Raw genomic sequence first — 18,547 nt, 5'->3', positions numbered from 1 at the left:
GCCAGGCGCATATTAAGATGTTTCTACCGGCGAACCTTCCCGGGGAGAGCCGTCAACCGGCTGGAAGCAGGACTGACTCTCCGGAACGCGATAGGTCCGGAGCGCGTCGACGACGTCGATCGTGATCGGCGTCAGCGGCGGCACGCGCCCGGCGTCGCGATCGTCGACCAGCAGCGTGACGCCGGCTTCCTCGCGGGCGACCTGCGCCAGGAGAACCGTGCCGTGGTCGGGGACCGGCACGACCCACTGATCGAGCGATGTGGCGAAGGCGGCCACGGGGACGACCGCGGCCGCCCGCGTCTCCGGCGCGAACACGGGAGCATCGAGCCGTCGGGCGTACCCGCTGGTCCCCGCGGCAGTGGCGAGCACGAACCCGTCGGCGCGAAACTGTGCGATCCGGTCGGAGGGAGTTTCGAGTTCGAACTCGGAGATGTGGGCCGCCTCTTCGGTGACGAGCATGACATCGAACAACGCCCGTCCGCGGAGCTTTCCGTCGGTCTCGACCCCGAGGATCGGCAGTTCGAACTCGCTCGCACGGCCGTTCCGGACGCTGTCGAGAGCAGCGTCGATCCGCTCGCGCGGCACCGATCGAACGCCTGTCCCGGCCTCAACCGGCAAGATCGGGGTCGAACACCCCTTTCGGGCGAGTTCTAGCAGCGCGGACTCACCGACCGCGACGACGACGTCCGCGGCATCGCAGTCGGCGACTGTCGCCGCGTCCGCCAGCGCCTCGGCCGACTCGCCAGTCACGTGGACGCGAACGGCGCCTGCCAGGTCGTCACTCATATGTCGGGGGTAGGTGAGGGTGGCAAAAAAGCCACCGCACCGGGACAGGATCGCCGCCCGCGGACACACGCACAGGAGCCGCGCTCACCGCTCACGGGAGAGGAGCGCAGCGACGGCGCCCCGATCGACTGTCCCGGAGGCAGTCCGGGGCAACTCGTCGGTGACTGCGATCGTCTTCGGCACCTCGAAAACGGCCAGGCGGTCCCGGCAGTGGGCCTCGACCGCCTCGGGATCGACCCCACCGACGACCAGCGCGGCGACGCGCTCGCCCCACTCAGGGTCGGGGAGCCCGACGACCGCGGCGTCCTCGACGTTCGGGTGCTTGCGGATGGCTGCCGCCACCGTCTCGGGGTCGACGTTCTCTCCCCCGGAGACGATCCGATCGTCGCTCCGTCCCTCGATCCAGATCCGTCCGTCAGCGTCTCGGTAGCCCAAATCGCCCGTGTGCAGTCCAGCCTCATCGAACGCTTCGGCGGTCCGGTCCTCCTCGAGATATCCGGGCGTCACCGTCGGTCCCGAGACGACGACCTCGCCGACCTCGTCCGGCTCGGCAGGCTTGCCATCGACGATTATTCGGACAGTCGTGTTGACGAGCGGCTGTCCGACTGTCCCGGGGTTCGCAGTCGCCTGTGCCGGCGTGGCGGTGGCGACCTGGGAAGCCGTCTCGGTCGTGCCGTAGGTCGGGGAGACGGGGACGTCTCTATCGGTTGCACGGACGATCAGCGATTCGTCGGCCGGTGCGCCCCCGAGCAGTACCGCATCGAGGGCGGCCGGCGGCTCCCACCCCGCATCGAGCATGCGATCCAGCATCGTCGGCACGAGCGAGACGCCAGTGATCGCCTCCTCGTCGATGACTGCGCCCGTCGCCTCGGCGTCGAACTCGCGCTGGACGACCAGCGTGGTGCCGTACAGGGCGGTCCGAACGATCGGCGCGAGCCCGCCCATGTGATACATCGGGAGACAGCACAACCATCGGTCGTCGGGCGCGACGCCGAGCCGGTAGGCCGAGGCCTCCGCGCTGGCGAGCAGGTTCCGACGCGTCAGCCTGACGCCTTTCGGTTCGCCCGTCGTCCCCGAGGTGAACATGATCACTGCGAGGGCATCCGGCTCTCGACTGATGGGGACGAAGCCGTCGGGGTCCGCGCTCGGGAGTCGGTCGACGTCGACGTTCTCGTCGGTGGACGCACCCGGATCGATCGAGACGGTCGTCTCGACCCCGAGTTCCCGTGCTGTCTCGGCGGTCTCGGCTCCGCAGATCAGCACGTCCACGTCCGCGTGTTCGGCCTGCGACGACAGCGCGTCGGTGGGCTTCTCGACGTTCAGCGGGACGAGCACGCCGCCGAGGCGGGCGACAGCGTGGACGAGCCGGACGAACGCGGGCCGAGTGGGGAGCAAGAGTCCGACACGAGTTCCCAGCGAGACGCCGATCGGCTCCAGGCCGGCCGCGAGTTCGTCCACCTCGGCATCGAGTTCGCGAACGGTCCACTCGCGGCCGGTGTCGGCGTCGATCAGCACCGTCCGGTCGGGCGTCGTCTTCGCCCGGTGGGTCAGCAGATCGTAGCGGGGCCAGCGGTCAGTCATAGTCCACCTCCACCCCGAGACCCGACGATTGCGGGACGGCGATTCGCCCGTCGGCAACCGGACACGAGTCGGGAGCGAGATCCTCGGCCAGCCGGTCGGCAGTCGCCAGCCCGCAAGCACGAACCGCTGGAATCGCGGCGGCGACGTGGACCGCAGCGGTCCGGGCGATCACGGCGTCGACGGTTGTCGTCACCACCGGCTCGACCCCGTGGTCGCGGGCGCGCATCGCCAGCGCGTGAGCGTTGTCCGGCCCGCCGACGACCATCGGTTTGAGGATCAGGACGTCCGCAGCGTCGGCGTCGAGGATCGTCTGGGGTACGTACTCGGACAGACTCTCGTCCAGTGCGATGTCGACGCCGCGACCGCGCAGCTCGCGGTGGCCAGCGACGTCGTCGGCGGCGAGGGGCTGTTCGACGTACGAGACGCCTGCGCTCGCGAACTCCTCGACGGCCTCGCGTGCCGTCTCGCGGTCGTAAGCGGCGTTGGCGTCCACACGGAGCTCGACGTCCTCGCTCACGACCTCGCGGACAGCCCGAAGTCGCCGGCCGTCCGCGGCAACCGATCGCGCGCCGACCTTGCACTTCAGCGCCTCGAACCCCGATTCGATCGCTTCCTCGGCTGCCTCGACTGTCGCCGCGACCGGCGCGTCGCCGATCGTCGCGTTCACCGGAACGGACGAGACCGACCCCACGTCGGCGTCGAACCACTGATACAGTGAGACGCCGTCAGCACGGGCGTCGGCGTCGAGCAGTGCCGTCGCGAAGCCGTGGCGTGCGGCGGGCGTCTCGGCGGCATCGAGTTCGAGTAACGCTGGCCCGTGGCCCGAGCCGTCGCGTTCGCTGGCGTCTTCGTCGGCGACCGCGGCCGCGCGATCGAGGGCCTCGCGACATGCCTCGATCGACTCCGTCCAGCCCGGCAGCGGCGTCGCCTCGCCGACGCCTCGCTCGCCACGGTGGCGATAGGCGACGGTGAATCCCTCGCGAGCGTCGATCGTTCCCGCTGCCGTCGCGAGCGGGTCGGCCAGTTCGAGCGCGAACGGGTCGATCTTCATAGTGCCAGCCCCGCGGCGAACAGCAGTGCGTGTGCGATCATCGTCTGACCGGTGCGTTCCAGCGCCGGATTGAGCGCCTCGCCGCTCCGCTCTGTCAGGACCGTTTTCGTGACGCGGGCCGCGAGGGGTAGCGACAAAAGCGGCGCCAGCGCCGCCAATCCGTACTCGGGGTCGAGCGCGAAGACCACCGGGACGGTGTAGCCCATTCCCATCAACAGGAGGTACTCAGCGCGTGCGCCGCGATAGCCCAGGATGACCGCCAGCGTCCGCTTGCCGGTTTCGCGGTCGGTCTCGATGTCGCGGATGTTGTTGACGACGAGCACGCACGTCGAGAGCGCGGCCGCCGGCAGGCTCGCGACGACGGCGTCGACGGGGACGCTCCCGGCGGGCAACCCCAGCGGGAACAGCCCCACTCCGGCCATGTTCGCGACGGCCTGGACGTAGTAGGTTCCGGTGACGGCGATGACGCCGAAGTAGACGAACACGAACAGATCGCCCAGCCCGCGGTAGCCGTAGGGGTAGGGGCCGCCGGTGTAGAGCACCCCGGCGACGATCGAGGAGAGACCGACGACGAGGATCGGCACGCCACCGATCGCGACCAGGTAGACGCCGACGAACACGGCCAGTCCGTAGGTCGCGATCATCGCCTGCTTGACGCGCTCGGGTTCGATCAGCCCGCCCGCGGTAACGCGGGTGAACCCCTCGCGGTCCTCCGTGTCCGCCCCCTTGACGGCGTCGTAGTAGTCGTTGGCGAAGTTGGTCCCGATCTGGATCAACAGCGCGCCGACCAGCGCCGAAAGCGCGGGCAGGAGCGCGAAGACGCCGGCGTGAATCGCCAGCCCGACGCCCACGACGACCGGCGCGGTGCCGGCGGGCAGCGTCTGTGGCCGGGCGGCCATCAGCCAGGCCTTCCGCCGGGAGACGTCTGCAGTACTCATTGGCGGAGTTTGGGACGGTACCGTCAAAGCCGCTGTGGATCTCGTACCGTTGTCTCGACAGGATTCACCCCCTCAGCTATCGACAGAAGTTGCGGGAGAAACCCCACCCACCAGGGGCGAGGCTCAACCGGGAAGGACGATATTGATGCCACCAACGACGAGACCGACGAGGCCGGTCCGCAAGCCCGCAATCACCCAGTTTTGATCCGAGATGTTCCCCATGTACGCCCCGAAGACGAACAACAAGCCGACACCGATCAGTACACCGAGGACGGTCGCCCAGAGCAACGAGAGCACCGCGCCGACGAAGAAATACGGGACAATCGGTAACAGCATACCGAGGGTCGGACCGAGCCCGCTCATCACGGCATTCACTTTCCGGGCGTCGCTCTTCCGTTCGTGGAGTTCCGTCCCTTCGAGCCCGATGAGCAGTCGATCCTCGACACGCTGTAGCTCGGCGAGTTTCTCGGCGCGCTCGATCTCCCAGACGCTCCAGACGCCGGAAGCAGCCAGTCCGACGGTTCCGCCGGCGACGACCCGGATGATCTCCATGCCAGTCTGGTTTCCGCCGAGGAACGACCCCACGATGATGCCGATGCTAGTCAGCGTCCCGTCGAACCCGTTCGAGATGAAATACCGGCGGGAGATCGACCGGACCTCCTCGTCCCTGAGAAGTTCTCGGAGAAACGCAAGTCTCGATGTCACGATTCAGTCCTGGTGGGTCGGACTTTCCTCGACCAGTCGGTCCCCACAGACGACCTCGTCGACGGAGTGGATCGTCCCGCCGAGGGCCTCTACCTCCGTCGCAACAGCCTCGTCGTCGATCGACTCTCCCTCGATGGTGATCTTGAGGTTCTGGACGTCCTTGTCCGATTCGAGAAGCGAAACGTTCGCCCCGTCGACACCCTCAATGTCGGCGAGTCTCCGGGCAAACTGGACAGTTTCGACCTCGTTTGGCTTCAGGAGGTCGAGAACCAGCCGTCTGAGTGCACTCATACATTCTGACCGTTCGGACACGGTTCGCTTAGGTATTTGGTGTCTTTCCGCACAGCTGGGCAGGTGCCGGTTGCCGCGGAAGCGTGCGCGACGCAGGGGCGAACGCGGAACTCGAACGAAATGAGAGTCTCGGACACGCGAACGGAGGAACGAAATGAGAGTTCGAATACGCAAACGGGGAACGAAGTGACCAGCGAGCGTCGCGGTGCTCGCGAGGACACCCGACGCAGCAAACAGTGGTTTCAGTAGTGCCAGGGAAAGTCCTCGAATTCGGGCTCCCGGCCCTCGTTGAAGGCGTCCCGGCCTTCCTCGGCCTCGTCGGTCATGTACGCCAGCCGGGTCGCCTCGCCGGCGAAGACCTGCTGGCCGACCATCCCGTCGTCGGTGAGGTTGAACCCGTACTTCAACATCCGCATCGCCGTCGGGGACTTGCCGGTCATCGTCTCGGCCCACTCCAGGGCGGTCTCTTCCAGTCGCTCGTGGGGTACCACTTCGTTGACCATGCCCATGTCGGCGGCCTCTTCGGCGGAGTAGGTCTTCCCGAGGAAGAACACCTCCCGGGCCTTCTTCTGGCCGATCTGCTTGGCGAGATACGCCGACCCGAAGCCGGAGTCGAACGAGGCCACGTCGGGGTCGGTCTGGAGGAACTTCGCGTGTTCGGCGCTCGCCAGCGTCATGTCACAGACGACGTGCAGCGAGTGGCCGCCGCCGACTGCCCAGCCCGGTACGACTGCCACCACGGGCTTAGGGATGTGGCGGATCTGGCGCTGCACCTCCAGGATGTGCAGGCGACCGACGTTCTCGGGCGCGTCGGGGTTGTCCGGACCGTCGCTCGCTCGCGGGTCGGTCCCCTTCCCGCTCGTCGCCGAGTCGCGTGGCGACTCGCTGTATTCATACCCGGAATCGCCACGGATCGACTGATCGCCGCCCGCACAGAACGCCCAACCGCCGTCTTTCGGGGAGGGGCCGTTGCCGGTCAGCAGAACGCAGCCGACGTCAGTCTGGCGCTTGGCGTGGTCGAGCGCGGTCGAGAGCTCGTCGACGGTTTCGGGTCGAAAGGCGTTGCGGACCGCCGGTCGGTCGAAGGCGATCCGGACCGCGCCGACCTCGCGGGCGCGGTGGTAGGTAATGTCCGAGAAGTCGAACCGGTCGATCGGGTCCCAGCGGTCGGGATCGAATATCTCCGAGACCATGGCCGTGCTGGGTCCGGGAGCGCAAAAAAGGTGCTCGCTCCGTCGGGAGATTTTTGCACCGAGAGCGGATAGATCCGAGGAGGCCGGTCCCCAATGGCAGAGACGTTCTACGACGTGCTCGGGGTGGACACAGACGCCGACGAGTCGGCTATCGACGACGCCTTTCGCGAGCGGATCAAAGCGGTCCATCCGGACGTCAGCGACGATCCCGAGGCCGAAGAGCGCTCTCGCAAGCTGATCGAGGCCAAGGAGGTGCTCACCGACGAGGCGGAACGCGCCCGCTACGATCGACTCGGGCACGATCAGTACGTCCGCCGGGCCGACACCGACGCGAGCTGGACAGCCGACACGACCACGCGATCGCCGTCCGAGGCGGCCACAGAATGGACGGAGACGGACAGTGACGCGAGCGGTGCGGCCGAGTCCACCTGGTCCGGACGGGGCGAGTGGCGACACAGACGACGGCGCAGCCACGGGAGTCGGCGGGCACGGGGTCGGCGAGGTGCCGGCGACGTCGGAGCCGATGACGGCGGCCGGACCCAGTCGACCGGTGGCGATCAGACACAGTCGGCCGGCGACGCCGCCGATCGGACGGCCGAACGGAGCGACGGCCCGACGGCGAGTACCGCCACCTCGTCGGGCGAGACGCAGACCTCGGCCGGAGTCGGCACGTCGGGCAACGTCGGCGGGTCGGTCGGCTGGGCGACGGGCGGTAGCTACGCGGTTCGCAACGAGCCGAGTCGAACCGGTATCAGTCGGGGCCGGCTGTTCCCGCCGACCCAGTCGGTCGTGCTACTCGTCGCTGCGTTCTTTTCGTATCCCGGATTGATCTTCAGTAGCGTCTTTCCCGGGTTCTCGCCGATCGTCAACGTCATCGTCGCGGCGTGCACGCTCGCGCTGATCGTCTATCTCGCGTCGATGCCCGAAGTCGGGATCTACGTCTTCGGCGGCTGGACGGTGCTGGGGACGTTCGTCGTCCTCGCGAGCACGATCGATCCGCTGTCGCCCCTCGGCCTGCTCGTCCTCGGGGTGACGTGGCTCCCGCTCGGCCTGACGGTCCTGACCTACTGGGCACTTCGGTGGTAGGGGAGCTCAGCGGACCGCCGAGCACACTCGCTCGTGAAGCCGCTCGCGCGTACGGTGACTCGCGTCGGCGTCGAATCGAATCTCGATGATCTGCGTGCCGTCGCTTTCGATAGAGTCGGAGTAGGCCGCCTCGAAGTCCGCGAGGTCCTCGACGATCGCGTACTCCAGTCCGTAGAGGTCGCCGACGGGCTCGAAGTCGATCCCGTGTGGTGTCTTGAAGTACTCCGTGAACGGCGGGTCGAACTCCTCAATGGAGAGCATGTGAAAGATCCCGCCGCCGTCGTTGTTCAGCAGAACGATCGTGGCGTCGACGCCACAGCGCTCGACCGCGAGCAGCCCGTTCATGTCGTGATAGAACGCCAGGTCACCGATCACGAGCACGAGCGGGTCGTCGGTGGCGCTGCCGGCGCCGAGTGCCGTGCTCGTGACCCCGTCGATCCCGCTCGCACCGCGGTTGCCGAGCACCGTCAGATCGGCCGAGCGGGGACGGGCGAACCGGTCGAGATCCCGGACGGGCATACTGTTTGAGACCACGACTGTCGCCGGATCGGGTGCCTCACTGGCGACCGTCGAGAGGACGGCCCCCTCGAAGTGCTCGGTCCCGACGGCGTCCCCGACGTGCTCCCAGTGAACGCGTTCGGCACGGCGGAACCGCTCGCGCCAGTCAGCGTCGACAGGGCTGTCAGCCCGCTCGGTCAGTCGATCGGCCACCCGGCTGGCGAGTCGGTCAGCCAACCAGGTCGGATCGGCCGTGACGAGGTCCGTCGCGGTGAACTCGGCTTCGCGCCAGCCGCCGGCGGGGTCGATCACGAACTGCCGGTCGGCGCGGTCCCGCAGGTAGTGTCGCAGGATCTTCGACGTCGGCGAGGCGCCGAATCGAACGACGACGTCCGGCGCGGGCCAGGCGTCGGCCGCGTCGAGATAGGAGTCGTAGCCGCCACAGACGAGGGTACCGGGCGAGTCGTGACCAAAGCGATGCCCCGACAGCGGATCGGCCAGCACGGGGAAGCCGGTCGCCTCGGCCAGCGCCGAAAGCGTCTCGCGCGACGGCGTCGGCCTGTTCGTCGGGCCGGTCACGAGCAGTCCCCGATCGGCACCGGCGAGCGTGTCGGCGAGCGACTCGACCGCGTCCTGTGCGAGCGTCGGCCGCCCCCGGGTCGTCCGGACGAACGGCCCCGCGCGCCCCTCGACACCGAGGGGAGCCCGCTCGTTCAGGCCGTCGGGCACGTCGCCAGGTGTCTCGGTCGGTTCGAGCGGCTTGGCGACGGGAACGTTCAGGTGGACGGGGCCGGGCGGCGTGCCGGTCGCCCGTTCGACGGCCCGGTCGGCGGCCACCCGGAGCGAGCGTAGCGCTCGCCCCTCCGGTTTCGGTTCCGGAAGCGTCCGATACCACCGGACTGAATCGCCGTAGAGCTGCTCCTGGTCGATCGTCTGGTTCGCGCCGCTGTCCTGCAGTTCGGGCGGTCGATCGGCCGTCAGCACGACCAGCGGCACCCGGGACTGGTGGGCCTCGATCACGGCGGGATGAAAGTTCGCCGCGGCCGTCCCGGAGGTACAGACCAGCGCCGTCGGCTCGCCCAGTCGCCGGGAGCGGCCCAGCGCGAAGAAGGCCGCCGACCGTTCGTCCAGATGCGAGAAGGTCTCGATCCCGTCGTGGGCGGCGAACGCTGCCGTCAGCGGCGTCGAGCGACTGCCGGGCGCCAGACAAACGCCGGTGACGCCGGCAGCGATCAGTTCCTCGACGAGCGTCTCGCCCCACAGCGTCGCGCGGTTCGGTGCAGTCATAGATCTCAGGACAAGTGTGTCGCGCTCACTCCAGTTCGTCGAGCATCGGCCGGTACTTCAGTTGGACTTCGTCCCACTCGCGGTCGGGATCGCTGTCCGCGACGATCCCCGCGCCGGCGAACAGCGTCGCCGTCCGCTCGCGAGCCAGCGCCGAGCGGATCGCGACGGCGAACGTGCCGTCGCCGGCGGCGTCGATCCAGCCGACGGGCGCGGCGTACCACCCGCGGTCGAACGCCTCCGTCGATTTGATCGTCTTCAGAGCGACGTCCGGCGGGAGTCCGCCGACAGCGGGCGTCGGATGCAGCGCCTCGACGAGTTCGAGGACGTGCCGGTCGGCGTCAAGTGCGGCCCGGATCGGCGTTTCGAGGTGCTGGACGGTCGCGAGTTTGCGGATTGATCGCTCGCCGGTCGTGACGCGCGCGGCGACCGGATCGAGCTGCTCCCGGATCGCCTCGACGACCAGGTCGTGTTCGTGATTGTCCTTCTCGCTGTCGAGCAGTTCATCGGCCAGCCACTCGTCCTCGGCACGGGTCTCACCGCGACCGGTCGATCCCGCGAGCGCGCCCGTCCGGACGGTCCGGTCGGTCAGCGAGACCAGTGTCTCCGGCGTCGCACCGAAGAAGGTTCCCGCCCCGTCACCGGGCGCGAACGCGAACCGGTAGCAGTCGGGATAAGTCTCGTCGAGGCGGGACAGCGCATCCGGGACCGATACCGGCCCGGCGAGATCGACAGACAGCGACTGTGCGAGCACGACCTTCCGGAGGCGTCCGGCACGGATGTCCGCCAGCGCGGCCGTGATCTGCTCGCGCCAGTCGGGTCGGGAGGGCGTCCGGTGTTCGTCGACGATTCCCGGCGGCCCCGACCGCTCGGCGTCGGTTGCGCCGGTCAGACGGTCCTGCCAGGCCTCGAGGCGTTCGGCCGCGAGATCGGGGGTGTCAGCGGTCACTGTCAGCCAGCGCGCCCCGTCGCGAGCCGTCACTTGCACGCGGGGCAACACGAACCAGGCGTCGGGGAACCCATCCCAGTCCGTCCCGGTCCCGGTTCCATCGTGGAAGGCGAAGCCGCCGAACAGCCGCGGCCGTGCCGGACGCGGGCCGTCCCCCTGCAGGCTCTCGAAGAGGGCCGTCGCGGTCTCGCGAACTGTTTCGAAACGATCCGGGCCGTCGGCACTGATCGAGGCAGTCGCTCCCGCGGCCACGATCGACTCCTCGGGACCGCGCCAGACGACGGTCGGCGCGTCCGCGACGCGCTGGAGGGCGTCCGGAGAGAGACTGTCGAGTCGCCGACTGCGTGCCACGATAGCGAGTTCCGACGCCGCCCCGACGTCGTCCCCGCGCAGCGTTTCCATCGGCCCGTCGTTAGGGCTGCGTCGTTTTAAGGGCTGGTACTTCGGGGAGTACTGAGCGGCCCAGTGGGCCAACGCTTTTTCCGGCGGCCCGCGAAACCCTCGCGTATGGACGAGGATAGGGTCGCCTACGAACCGGTCAGCGTCAAGGACGTGCTGGCCGAGATGAAAGACACCGCCGAGTTGTTGATCGACCTCTCCTATTCGGCGGTCCTGCTGGGGAGTGATGACATCGCAGAGGAGGTGCTCGACCTCGAATCCCAGATGGAGGTGCTCCACCTCCAGGCGCGGATGGGCCTCCTGATGGCTGCGCGCAACCCCGAGGACGCCGAATCGCTCGCGCCCGTGCTCGGCGTGGTCGGTGCCGCCGAGAAGGTGAGCGACGCCGCCGGGGACATCGCGAAAGTCGTACTGGAGGACATCGGCCTCCCGGAAGCGATGCGGGCCGCGCTGCCGGAGGCCGTCGAGTCCGTCGAGCGAGCGCCAGTCATCGCTGAGTCGGCGTACGTCGGTCGGACGCTGGGCGACATTACGCTGGAAACCGAGACCGGCGTTCGCGTGATCGCGATCCGCCGGGACGGCGAGTGGCTGCTGAATCCCGGTCCCGAAACGACGTTTCTGGCCGAGGACGTCGCACTCCTCCGTGGTCCGCGCAAGGGACTCACGGAGGTCTACGAGACGCTGACCGGCGAAGCGTACGTCCAGCCCGAACCTCCGGAACAGGCCACCTCGGATCTGGAACGGGCTGTCGACTCGATCGTGCTGATGAAAAACATGAGCGAACTCGCGGTCGACCTGGCCTACGGGTCGGTCCTGTTCGACAGCAAACCCGTTGCCGAAGAGGTGCTAGAACTGGAAGCCGAGGTCGACGCGCTCCAGTCTCGTTTCGAGGCCTGGGTCCTCCGGGCGGCCGGTCGGGCCGACGACCCGGTCGATCTCCGGGGGCTCGTCCAGCTCGCCCGCGCGACGGAAGTCATCTCCGACGCTGCCCTGGAGATCAGCGAGGGCGTCCTCCGCGGGATCGGTACCCACCCCGTCGTCGCGGCTGCCGTCGAGGAGAGCGACGAAGTGATCGTCCGTTTCACGGTCGACCCCGAAAGCGAGCTCGTGGGGCGAACTCTCGGCGACGCGGCGGTCAAGACCGAGACGGGGATGCGCGTCATCGCGGTCCGTCACACCGGCCGGGAGAGCCGTCGAACGGGGCGTGAGGGTGGCGACTGGGTAATTTCTCCGGGGGCGACGACCGAGATCGAACCCGGTGACGTGCTCCTCGCGAAAGGGACCCGGACCGGGGCCGGTCGACTCTCCGATCTCGTGAGCTAACGCCGCCGGCATCGAGCTACAGCTCTTTCGTGAGCCTGCGCGCCTGGAAGGCAACGAACACCATCGTCAGCAGCCCGCCCAGCGACAGCGCGAGCGACGCGCCCAGCCCGAGGTACCAGATCGCCGACTCGCCGCCCCCGGGCAGAACGACGAACAGGACATAGACCAGAATCGTCAGGGCGATCGCGATGGCGAATCCGCGGACAGCGTGCTTGCGGACCTCGAGCGCCTCCAGAAAGCGCGCGCGGCCGGACTCGGGACGATCGCCTGACACGGTCGCCCGTTCGGTCGCGGTCGGCAAAACCGCACTGGTTTCCGGACCTCGCCGGACAGACGATCGAGACGCCGGACACACCGCCGGATCGGCAATCGGCTTTCGCGACCGGGATCGAACCGAATAAGACCGTCCATCTGCCCCTATGTAATAATGACGAGTCTCGGCACGGCGAGTGCGGCCCCAGGCGAGATAGACACGGGGCGACTGTGGGTCGGCGAGACGCGTGACGGGACCGACATCGGGCTGCCGGTCGCAGTCGTCAACGGCGCCGAGTCGGGGAAGACCCTCTACGTGCAGGCCGCCAGCGACGGCGACGAACTCAACGGCGTCGGCGTCCTGAGGCGGTGGCTCCCACAACTCGATCCCGAGGCCATCTCGGGGACGATCCTCGTCACCGGGATCGTCAACTACCACGCCTTCCAGGTCGCCGAACACCGCAACCCGATCGACGATACCAAGATGAACCGGGTGTACCCCGGCGACGCCGAGGGCACCTCCAGCGAGCGGATCGCCGCGGCGACCTTCGAGGCCGCCACCCGCGCCGATCTGGTGGTCGACCTGCACCAGGGCTCGACCAGCCGCATGATCAACGAAGTTCGAGTGCGGTGTGGGCGGCGCCACCGTCGTCACCAGTCGTGTCTGGAACTCGCGAAGGCGTTCGATTGCGGGTACGTTCTCGACCAGAAAGGACCGGAAGGGCAACTCGCCCGTGCCGCGCCGGACGAGGGGATCCCGACGATCGACCCGGAACTCGGCGGCTGTGTCGGCTGGGACGAACGGAGCATCGAGTACGGTCTCCGGGGCCTGTGGAACGTCCTGCAGTACTACGACTTCCTGGAGGAAGACGTGACCCTGTCGACCCAGACCCGCGCCGGCGGTTTCGACCAGTACGGCGCGCCGGCCGGCGGGCTCGTGGATCTCAAGGTCGAACTCGGAGACCGCGTCGAGCGCGGGGAGACGCTCTTCGAGATTACGGACGTGTTCGGACAGGTCAAAGACGAGATCACCGCCGACTCCGAGGGGATCTTCTGGCGGACGCGCCGACTGCCGCAGGTCGCGACCGGCGAGTACGTCTGCTCGGTCGGGACGAACGTCGACTCCTACTGATCTCGGCACCGCGCAATCGGCGCCAGCCGACTGACGACGCCGACAGGGACCGACAGTCTCATTCACGCGCCGCCACCCAGTGCAGATATGACCGAGTACTTCGAGGTTCACCACCGCGACGGGGCCGCGCGGGTGGGTGAGCTGCGACTGTCCGATCCGGTCCGGACGCCGGCGATCGCCGACGACGTCACGGCCGACGCCGGAAGCGAGTGGCCTGAAGGTCGGGAACTCCCCGGGGGCAGCGAGGACGAGGTGACGATCCTTCCCCACCGCGGGTTCCCCAGTGGGACCCCTGAGGAAGTCCAGGAAGCGTTCGCCCCCGACTACCCCGAGGTCGAGTACCCCAGCGGCGTCGTCGTCTCGCGGGAGACGGCCGCCGACTTCGGTGCGGACGTCTACGTCCTCTCGGGCGCGCAGGGGATCGTCGACCACGCCGAAGCGTTCGTCGAGACGATCGTCGACGTCCGCGAGTCGATCCCCGCCGACAGCGCGCTCTACCTTCCGGGTGTCGCCACTCCAGCCAACGTCGCGACCCTGGTCTACGCAGGCGCCGATCTCGTCGATACCGATCGTGCCGTGATCAAAGGCACGCAGGGAAAGTACCTCACCAGCGACGGCGAGGTCTTTCTCGAGGATCTCGAAGAGTTGCCCTGTTCGTGCCCGGCCTGTCAGCAACCCGCCGACAGCGCCGACCGCGAGGACTGTATCGAGCACAACGTCAACGCCCTCCGGACGGAACTGGCCCGCGTCCGCGAGCGGATCCGGTCGGGCCGGCTCCGGGACTACATCGAAGGCCAGGCCCGCCACGACCAGTGGCTGACCGCCACCTTCCGGCGACTCGATCAACAGTACGCGTACCTCGAACAGCGGACGCCGCTGGTCCGGGGGGCCGAGATCACCGCCGCCAGCGACGACACGCTGCGGCGAGTCGAGATCCAGCGCTTCGCCGAACGGGTCACGACCCGGTATCGCAATCGATTCGACGCCCCGCTGGTGCTGGTTCCCTGTTCGGCACGCAAGCCCTACAGCGAATCGCGGAGTCACGGCCGGTTCCACGACGCCATCCAGTTCCGTGGCCACACCGTCTCGATGACCTCGCCGATCGGGGTCGTCCCCCAGGAACTGGAGTTGACCTATCCCGCCCAGCACTACGATTCGGTCGTGACCGGCCGCTGGAGCGCGACCGAGATCGAGTTCGTCGCCGACGTGCTGGCGGCCTACCTCGAGCGCAACGAGTACCCGCGGTACATCGCACACCTGCCCGAGGACTACCTGCCGATCGTCGAACGGGTCGAGGACCGGCTGGGGATCGACTTCGAGTACACCGTCGCCGAACACCCGACAGACACGGAGTCGCTCGCGAACCTCTCGAGCACTCTCGCGGGCGAGCCCAAGTACCGCAAGCGCGAGCGCCAGCACAACACCCTGAAAGCCATCGCCGACTACCAGTTCGGCGAGGGTGCGGGCGACGAACTCTTCGACGACCTGCGGATCGAGAGTCGCTATCCCAAGCTGCGCGCCCACGACGCCGACGGCGAGCAGCTGGCAGCGCTGGTACCGAACTACGGGACGCTGTCGCTAACCCTCGCGGGCGCGAAACGCTGGCTCGACAGCGATGTCCCGACGAAACGCGCCGAGATCGACGCCTTCGTCCCGCGAGGGAGCGTCCTCGCGCCGGGGATCGTGGACGCCGACGATGACATCCGGCCCGGTGACGAGGTGGTCTTCGAGGGACCGAAAGCCATCTCGATCGGCCGCGCGGAGATGTCCGGCCCGGAGATGGTCGGAAGCACTCGCGGGATCGCGAGCGAAGTACGGCACACCGAAGAGAAGTGATCGGTCTCCGTGAGCTCCAGTCGCTCTCGACGACTCGCACTCGTCGCCCTCGTGATTCTCGTCTCGGCGATCGTCCCGACCGGTGGCGCCGTCGCCCGGACCGGTCCGTTCGGCCTGGGGCTGGACCTGTGGCTCCACGCGCTGGCGTACGCCGTACTGGAAGCGACGGTTCTCGCGGCGATCGTCGGCTCGCCGGACGCCTCGCTGCCGACCGGTGCGCTGTCGATCCCCGCGACGCTTCCGGTCGTGACGGCCTACGGCCTCGTGATCGAGGGGGTCCAGTTGCTGGTGCCGTACCGACACGCGAGCGTCGCGGACGCGCTGGCCAACGCCGTCGGCGCGGGGGTCATGCTCGTCGGCTGGTTTCTGTACGTCCACCTGCGGTGAGCGTCGCGACCGAACGCAGGGGATTTACGACCGCACCGGCTACGTCACGGCGATGAGCAAGCCGAGCCCCGAGGTCTACGAGCAGGGCAAGGGGATGGACGCCCACAATCAGGTGATGCGGGAGATCCGCGGGCGCAACGACAAGAGCTACGACCCGACCGAGCCGACGCGGGTCTGGCTCGACGAGGACAACACGCCCGACGGAGTCTACCAGAGCCTGACGATCATCCTCAACACCGGCGGCTGCCGGTGGGCCCGCGCCGGCGGCTGTACGATGTGTGGCTACGTCGCCGAGTCGGTCGAAGGTGGGACCGTCGCCCACGATGACCTGATGACGCAGGTCCAGGCCTGTCTCGACCACGAGAAAGAGAACGCGGACGAGGAGTCCGGCCTGATCAAGATCTACACCTCCGGATCGTTCCTCGACGAGCGCGAGGTTCCTGCCGAGACCCGCCGGGCCATCGCCGAGACCTTCAGTGATCGCGAGCGGATCGTCGTCGAGAGCCTGCCCGACTTCGTCGACCGGGAGAAGATCGCCGACTTCACTGACCAGGACCTGGCGACCGACGTTGCCGTCGGCCTGGAAACCGCCACCGATCGCGTCCGCCACGATTGCGTGAACAAGTACTTCGACTTCGCAGACTTCGAGGACGCCTGCGCGGAGGCCCGCACCGCCGACGCCGAGGCCGACGGCGTCGACGTGGGCGTCAAGGCCTACCTCCTGATGAAGCCGCCGTTCCTCAGCGAGTCGGAAGCCATCGAGGACATGAAATCCTCGATCCGGCGCTGCGCGGGCGTCGAGGGTTGCCATACCGTCTCGATGAACCCCACGAACGTCCAGAAGTACACCGAGGTCGAGCAACTCTACTTCGGTGACGGCTACCGACCGCCGTGGCTCTGGAGCGTCGCCGAGGTGCTCGAAGCCACCGCCGAGGAGGACGTTATCGTCGTCTCCGATCCGGTCGGGCACGGCTCCGACCGCGGCGCGCACAACTGCGGGGGGTGTGACGACCGCGTCCAGAAGGCGATCAAGGACTTCAATCTCCGGCAGGATCCCAGCGTCTTCGGGCAGGTCTCCTGTGCGTGTGAGCTGACCTGGGAGACCGTCGTCGAACGCGAGACGGGCTATAATCTCCCGCTCGCGCGGTGACTGACTTTTCTCGTTGTGGCCGCCTCTGCTCCCGTCACGCACGTCACTCCTCGACGAGCGTCTCGACCAGCGTCTCCAGATCGTAGCTCTCGATACCACGGGTGAAGTCCCGATCAGTCGAGATCACGTACGTCGAATTGGTGCGATCGACCTCCTCGATCATCTCGAAATCCCGGATGAGTCGCTCGACTGCGTCGCTGCCGGGAAGTCTCGCGATGGCGATGAAGTCCGTCTCGCCCATCGTCGAGAAAATCTGAGTCACGCCCTCTACCTCGCGCAGCTTTTCGAGGACATCCTCGTGGTCGTCGCTGTAATCCGACAGCACCTCGACGAGGACGGTAACGTCCAGCCCCAGCTCCGAGAGGTCGAAATCGTAGAGGTCGTTCTCGATGATCCCCTCTTCCCGGAGATTCCCGAGCCGGTAGTGGATCGTCGACACCGGAATCCCCGTCTCCTCGTGTAGCTCGTCCGGACTGCCCGTCCCCAGATCTGCGATCGCCTTGAGAATGCGGATGTCGCGCTCGTCCATCGCCCGAGCGTTCGACGTACTCCCCCATCAACGTCGGGGTCGATTGAGATTCGGACTTGTTCCGAATTTCAGAGATATTTTGTAGATTTACCCAATATTGTATATTCTATACGGATGGGGCACCTCTCAGAGATAATCTATTGGAGGAAGATTTAACTAACGATGGTAGAAACAGTTGAACAGGATCTATGATATCGCAGAGGAGTTGGATCCCTGTCCCAACGACGGGGTTGTTGTTCGTATTGCTTTCGCTACTCTGGGGCGGATCGTTCGTGGCCATCGACATCGGATTGCGGGACCTCCCGCCGGTGTTGTTCGCGGCGATGCGCTACGACGTCGCGGGCGCGCTGGTCCTCGGATTCGCGGCGATGACGACCGATCGGTGGCGGCCGCGCTCGCGTCGGGAGTGGACGCTGGTCGCGTTTCTCGGGCTGTTCATGTTCGGCGCGTATAACGCCCTGATCTACATCGGGATCGACCACGTCTCCGGGGCCGTCGCATCCATCGTCATCAGCCTCGGGCCGATCCTGACGGCCGGGTTCGCGACCACCCTCGGCATCGAGGAGCCGCCGAGCCGGATCGGCGCGCTCGGCTTCCTCGCCGCGATCGCGGGCGTAGTGCTCGTCGCCGATCCCAGCCCCAACGCCTTGCTGGATACGAACACGGTCGGCGTGGGGATCGTCCTGCTCGGATCGGTGAGCTTCGCCTTCGGGACCGTCGCCTCCCGGCCGATCGACGTCGATCTCCCGCTGTCGACCGTCCAGGCCTGGGCCATGCTCGTCGGGGCCGCCTTCCTGCACCTCGCGAGCCCGCTTCGCGGCGAGACGCTCTCGGCCGCGTCGGTGACGCCCTCGACGGTCGCCGCGCTCGTCTACCTGGGCGTGATCTCCGGGGCCGTCGCGTACGCGCTGTACTTCCGGCTGCTCGATCAGCTCGGTCCCACGGAGATCAATCTCGTCGGCTACGCCGAGCCCGTCGTGGCGAACGGCCTCTCCTGGCTCGTGCTCGGCCAGACGATCGCGCTTTCGACGCTCGGCGGGTTCGCCGCGATCTTCACCGGCTTTGCCCTCCTCAAACGAGAGGCACTGCTCGAGGCAGTCCCAGACCTGCGTTGGCGCTGACCGGCAGCGTCGTCGCGTCCCGTACTTTCACTTTCACCCCGGTAGGCAGGGGTTCA

The 18,547-nt window shown here is 67.6% G+C and carries 18 protein-coding genes; 7 read left to right on the top strand and 11 right to left on the bottom strand.

Annotated elements, in window-relative coordinates:
- Positions 1-12: 12 nt before the first annotated feature.
- The 7 genes from OB916_RS06965 to OB916_RS06935 form a co-directional block, all read right to left on the bottom strand.
- Positions 13-786 carry an NAD(+)/NADH kinase gene (locus tag OB916_RS06965; protein WP_315908572.1) on the bottom strand — a complete coding sequence of 258 codons (774 nt, stop codon included), beginning with the start codon at positions 784-786 and terminating at the stop codon, positions 13-15.
- Between the two features lie 84 nt (positions 787-870).
- Positions 871-2,367 carry an o-succinylbenzoate--CoA ligase gene (gene menE / locus OB916_RS06960; RefSeq protein WP_315908571.1) on the bottom strand — a complete coding sequence of 499 codons (1,497 nt, stop codon included), beginning with the start codon at positions 2,365-2,367 and terminating at the stop codon, positions 871-873.
- On the bottom strand, positions 2,360-3,418 hold the full coding sequence (locus tag OB916_RS06955) for a mandelate racemase/muconate lactonizing enzyme family protein (protein ID WP_315908570.1): 1,059 nt from the start codon (positions 3,416-3,418) through the stop codon (positions 2,360-2,362). The genes menE and OB916_RS06955 overlap by 8 nt, the downstream gene beginning before the upstream one ends.
- Positions 3,415-4,356 carry a 1,4-dihydroxy-2-naphthoate polyprenyltransferase gene (locus tag OB916_RS06950; RefSeq protein WP_315908569.1) on the bottom strand — a complete coding sequence of 314 codons (942 nt, stop codon included), beginning with the start codon at positions 4,354-4,356 and terminating at the stop codon, positions 3,415-3,417. Before OB916_RS06950 ends, OB916_RS06955 begins: the two co-directional genes overlap by 4 nt.
- 123 nt (positions 4,357-4,479) lie before the next feature.
- On the bottom strand, positions 4,480-5,061 hold the full coding sequence (locus OB916_RS06945) for a VIT1/CCC1 transporter family protein (protein ID WP_315908568.1): 582 nt from the start codon (positions 5,059-5,061) through the stop codon (positions 4,480-4,482).
- A gap of 3 nt (positions 5,062-5,064) precedes the next feature.
- Positions 5,065-5,352: a DUF211 domain-containing protein gene (locus OB916_RS06940; RefSeq protein WP_315908567.1), complete on the bottom strand. Its 288-nt coding sequence runs from the start codon at positions 5,350-5,352 to the stop codon at positions 5,065-5,067.
- A gap of 242 nt (positions 5,353-5,594) precedes the next feature.
- Positions 5,595-6,545: a 1,4-dihydroxy-2-naphthoyl-CoA synthase gene (locus tag OB916_RS06935; protein WP_315908566.1), complete on the bottom strand. Its 951-nt coding sequence runs from the start codon at positions 6,543-6,545 to the stop codon at positions 5,595-5,597.
- A gap of 93 nt (positions 6,546-6,638) precedes the next feature.
- On the opposite strand from OB916_RS06935, the gene OB916_RS06930 reads away from it, so the two are divergent.
- Positions 6,639-7,631: a DnaJ domain-containing protein gene (locus OB916_RS06930; RefSeq protein WP_315908565.1), complete on the top strand. Its 993-nt coding sequence runs from the start codon at positions 6,639-6,641 to the stop codon at positions 7,629-7,631.
- A 6-nt stretch (positions 7,632-7,637) separates the two neighbouring features.
- Here OB916_RS06930 and menD read toward each other — a convergent pair whose 3' ends face one another.
- Positions 7,638-9,416 carry a 2-succinyl-5-enolpyruvyl-6-hydroxy-3-cyclohexene-1-carboxylic-acid synthase gene (gene menD / locus OB916_RS06925; RefSeq protein WP_315908564.1) on the bottom strand — a complete coding sequence of 593 codons (1,779 nt, stop codon included), beginning with the start codon at positions 9,414-9,416 and terminating at the stop codon, positions 7,638-7,640.
- A 25-nt stretch (positions 9,417-9,441) separates the two neighbouring features.
- Positions 9,442-10,764: an isochorismate synthase gene (locus OB916_RS06920; RefSeq protein ID WP_315908563.1), complete on the bottom strand. Its 1,323-nt coding sequence runs from the start codon at positions 10,762-10,764 to the stop codon at positions 9,442-9,444.
- A 105-nt stretch (positions 10,765-10,869) separates the two neighbouring features.
- Here OB916_RS06920 and OB916_RS06915 point away from each other — a divergent pair, with 105 nt between their 5' ends.
- Entirely contained in the window at positions 10,870-12,084 is a 1,215-nt protein-coding gene (locus OB916_RS06915) for a potassium channel family protein (protein WP_315908562.1), read from the top strand.
- A 16-nt stretch (positions 12,085-12,100) separates the two neighbouring features.
- Here the strand turns inward: OB916_RS06915 and OB916_RS06910 are convergent, their stop codons facing one another.
- A complete protein-coding gene (locus OB916_RS06910) occupies positions 12,101-12,358 on the bottom strand; it encodes a DUF7536 family protein (RefSeq protein ID WP_315908561.1) in 258 nt (85 codons plus the stop codon).
- Between the two features lie 153 nt (positions 12,359-12,511).
- Between OB916_RS06910 and OB916_RS06905 the strand changes: the two genes are divergently transcribed.
- From OB916_RS06905 to OB916_RS06890, 4 genes are all read left to right on the top strand, one after another.
- Positions 12,512-13,468 (top strand): succinylglutamate desuccinylase/aspartoacylase family protein, encoded by a 957-nt coding sequence (locus OB916_RS06905; protein WP_315908560.1) that lies wholly within the window; start codon positions 12,512-12,514, stop codon positions 13,466-13,468.
- 87 nt (positions 13,469-13,555) lie between these two features.
- Positions 13,556-15,304 carry an archaeosine synthase subunit alpha gene (gene arcS, locus OB916_RS06900; protein WP_315908559.1) on the top strand — a complete coding sequence of 583 codons (1,749 nt, stop codon included), beginning with the start codon at positions 13,556-13,558 and terminating at the stop codon, positions 15,302-15,304.
- Between the two features lie 9 nt (positions 15,305-15,313).
- The gene (locus OB916_RS06895; RefSeq protein ID WP_315908558.1) at positions 15,314-15,691 is read left to right on the top strand and encodes a VanZ family protein; all 378 of its coding nucleotides are present in this window, start codon (positions 15,314-15,316) and stop codon (positions 15,689-15,691) included.
- Between the two features lie 52 nt (positions 15,692-15,743).
- Positions 15,744-16,841: an archaeosine biosynthesis radical SAM protein RaSEA gene (locus tag OB916_RS06890; RefSeq protein ID WP_315908557.1), complete on the top strand. Its 1,098-nt coding sequence runs from the start codon at positions 15,744-15,746 to the stop codon at positions 16,839-16,841.
- Between the two features lie 43 nt (positions 16,842-16,884).
- Here the strand turns inward: OB916_RS06890 and OB916_RS06885 are convergent, their stop codons facing one another.
- Positions 16,885-17,370, bottom strand: a complete 486-nt coding sequence (locus OB916_RS06885; protein ID WP_315908556.1) for an Lrp/AsnC family transcriptional regulator — start codon at positions 17,368-17,370, stop codon at positions 16,885-16,887.
- Between the two features lie 188 nt (positions 17,371-17,558).
- Between OB916_RS06885 and OB916_RS06880 the strand changes: the two genes are divergently transcribed.
- Positions 17,559-18,491, top strand: a complete 933-nt coding sequence (locus OB916_RS06880) for a DMT family transporter (RefSeq protein ID WP_315908555.1) — start codon at positions 17,559-17,561, stop codon at positions 18,489-18,491.
- Positions 18,492-18,547: the final 56 nt, after the last annotated feature.

This window comes from Halapricum hydrolyticum, from assembly GCF_025517535.1.
Classification (GTDB): domain Archaea; phylum Halobacteriota; class Halobacteria; order Halobacteriales; family Haloarculaceae; genus Halapricum; species Halapricum hydrolyticum.
Note: the sequence above shows the minus strand (reverse complement) of the source record. Positions and strands in the feature narration are given on the sequence as shown.

What these genes read in the sequence shown, in the direction of transcription:
- OB916_RS06965 (WP_315908572.1), bottom strand. Translation starts at nt 786, where the DNA reads ATGAGTGACGACCTGGCAGGCGCCGTTCGCGTCCACGTGACTGGCGAG.
- menE (WP_315908571.1), bottom strand. Translation starts at nt 2,367, where the DNA reads ATGACTGACCGCTGGCCCCGCTACGATCTGCTGACCCACCGGGCGAAG.
- OB916_RS06955 (WP_315908570.1), bottom strand. Translation starts at nt 3,418, where the DNA reads ATGAAGATCGACCCGTTCGCGCTCGAACTGGCCGACCCGCTCGCGACG.
- OB916_RS06950 (WP_315908569.1), bottom strand. Translation starts at nt 4,356, where the DNA reads ATGAGTACTGCAGACGTCTCCCGGCGGAAGGCCTGGCTGATGGCCGCC.
- OB916_RS06940 (WP_315908567.1), bottom strand. Translation starts at nt 5,352, where the DNA reads ATGAGTGCACTCAGACGGCTGGTTCTCGACCTCCTGAAGCCAAACGAG.
- OB916_RS06935 (WP_315908566.1), bottom strand. Translation starts at nt 6,545, where the DNA reads ATGGTCTCGGAGATATTCGATCCCGACCGCTGGGACCCGATCGACCGG.
- OB916_RS06930 (WP_315908565.1), top strand. Translation starts at nt 6,639, where the DNA reads ATGGCAGAGACGTTCTACGACGTGCTCGGGGTGGACACAGACGCCGAC.
- menD (WP_315908564.1), bottom strand. Translation starts at nt 9,416, where the DNA reads ATGACTGCACCGAACCGCGCGACGCTGTGGGGCGAGACGCTCGTCGAG.
- OB916_RS06920 (WP_315908563.1), bottom strand. Translation starts at nt 10,764, where the DNA reads ATGGAAACGCTGCGCGGGGACGACGTCGGGGCGGCGTCGGAACTCGCT.
- OB916_RS06915 (WP_315908562.1), top strand. Translation starts at nt 10,870, where the DNA reads ATGGACGAGGATAGGGTCGCCTACGAACCGGTCAGCGTCAAGGACGTG.
- OB916_RS06905 (WP_315908560.1), top strand. Translation starts at nt 12,512, where the DNA reads ATGACGAGTCTCGGCACGGCGAGTGCGGCCCCAGGCGAGATAGACACG.
- arcS (WP_315908559.1), top strand. Translation starts at nt 13,556, where the DNA reads ATGACCGAGTACTTCGAGGTTCACCACCGCGACGGGGCCGCGCGGGTG.
- OB916_RS06890 (WP_315908557.1), top strand. Translation starts at nt 15,744, where the DNA reads ATGAGCAAGCCGAGCCCCGAGGTCTACGAGCAGGGCAAGGGGATGGAC.
- OB916_RS06885 (WP_315908556.1), bottom strand. Translation starts at nt 17,370, where the DNA reads ATGGACGAGCGCGACATCCGCATTCTCAAGGCGATCGCAGATCTGGGG.
- OB916_RS06880 (WP_315908555.1), top strand. Translation starts at nt 17,559, where the DNA reads ATGATATCGCAGAGGAGTTGGATCCCTGTCCCAACGACGGGGTTGTTG.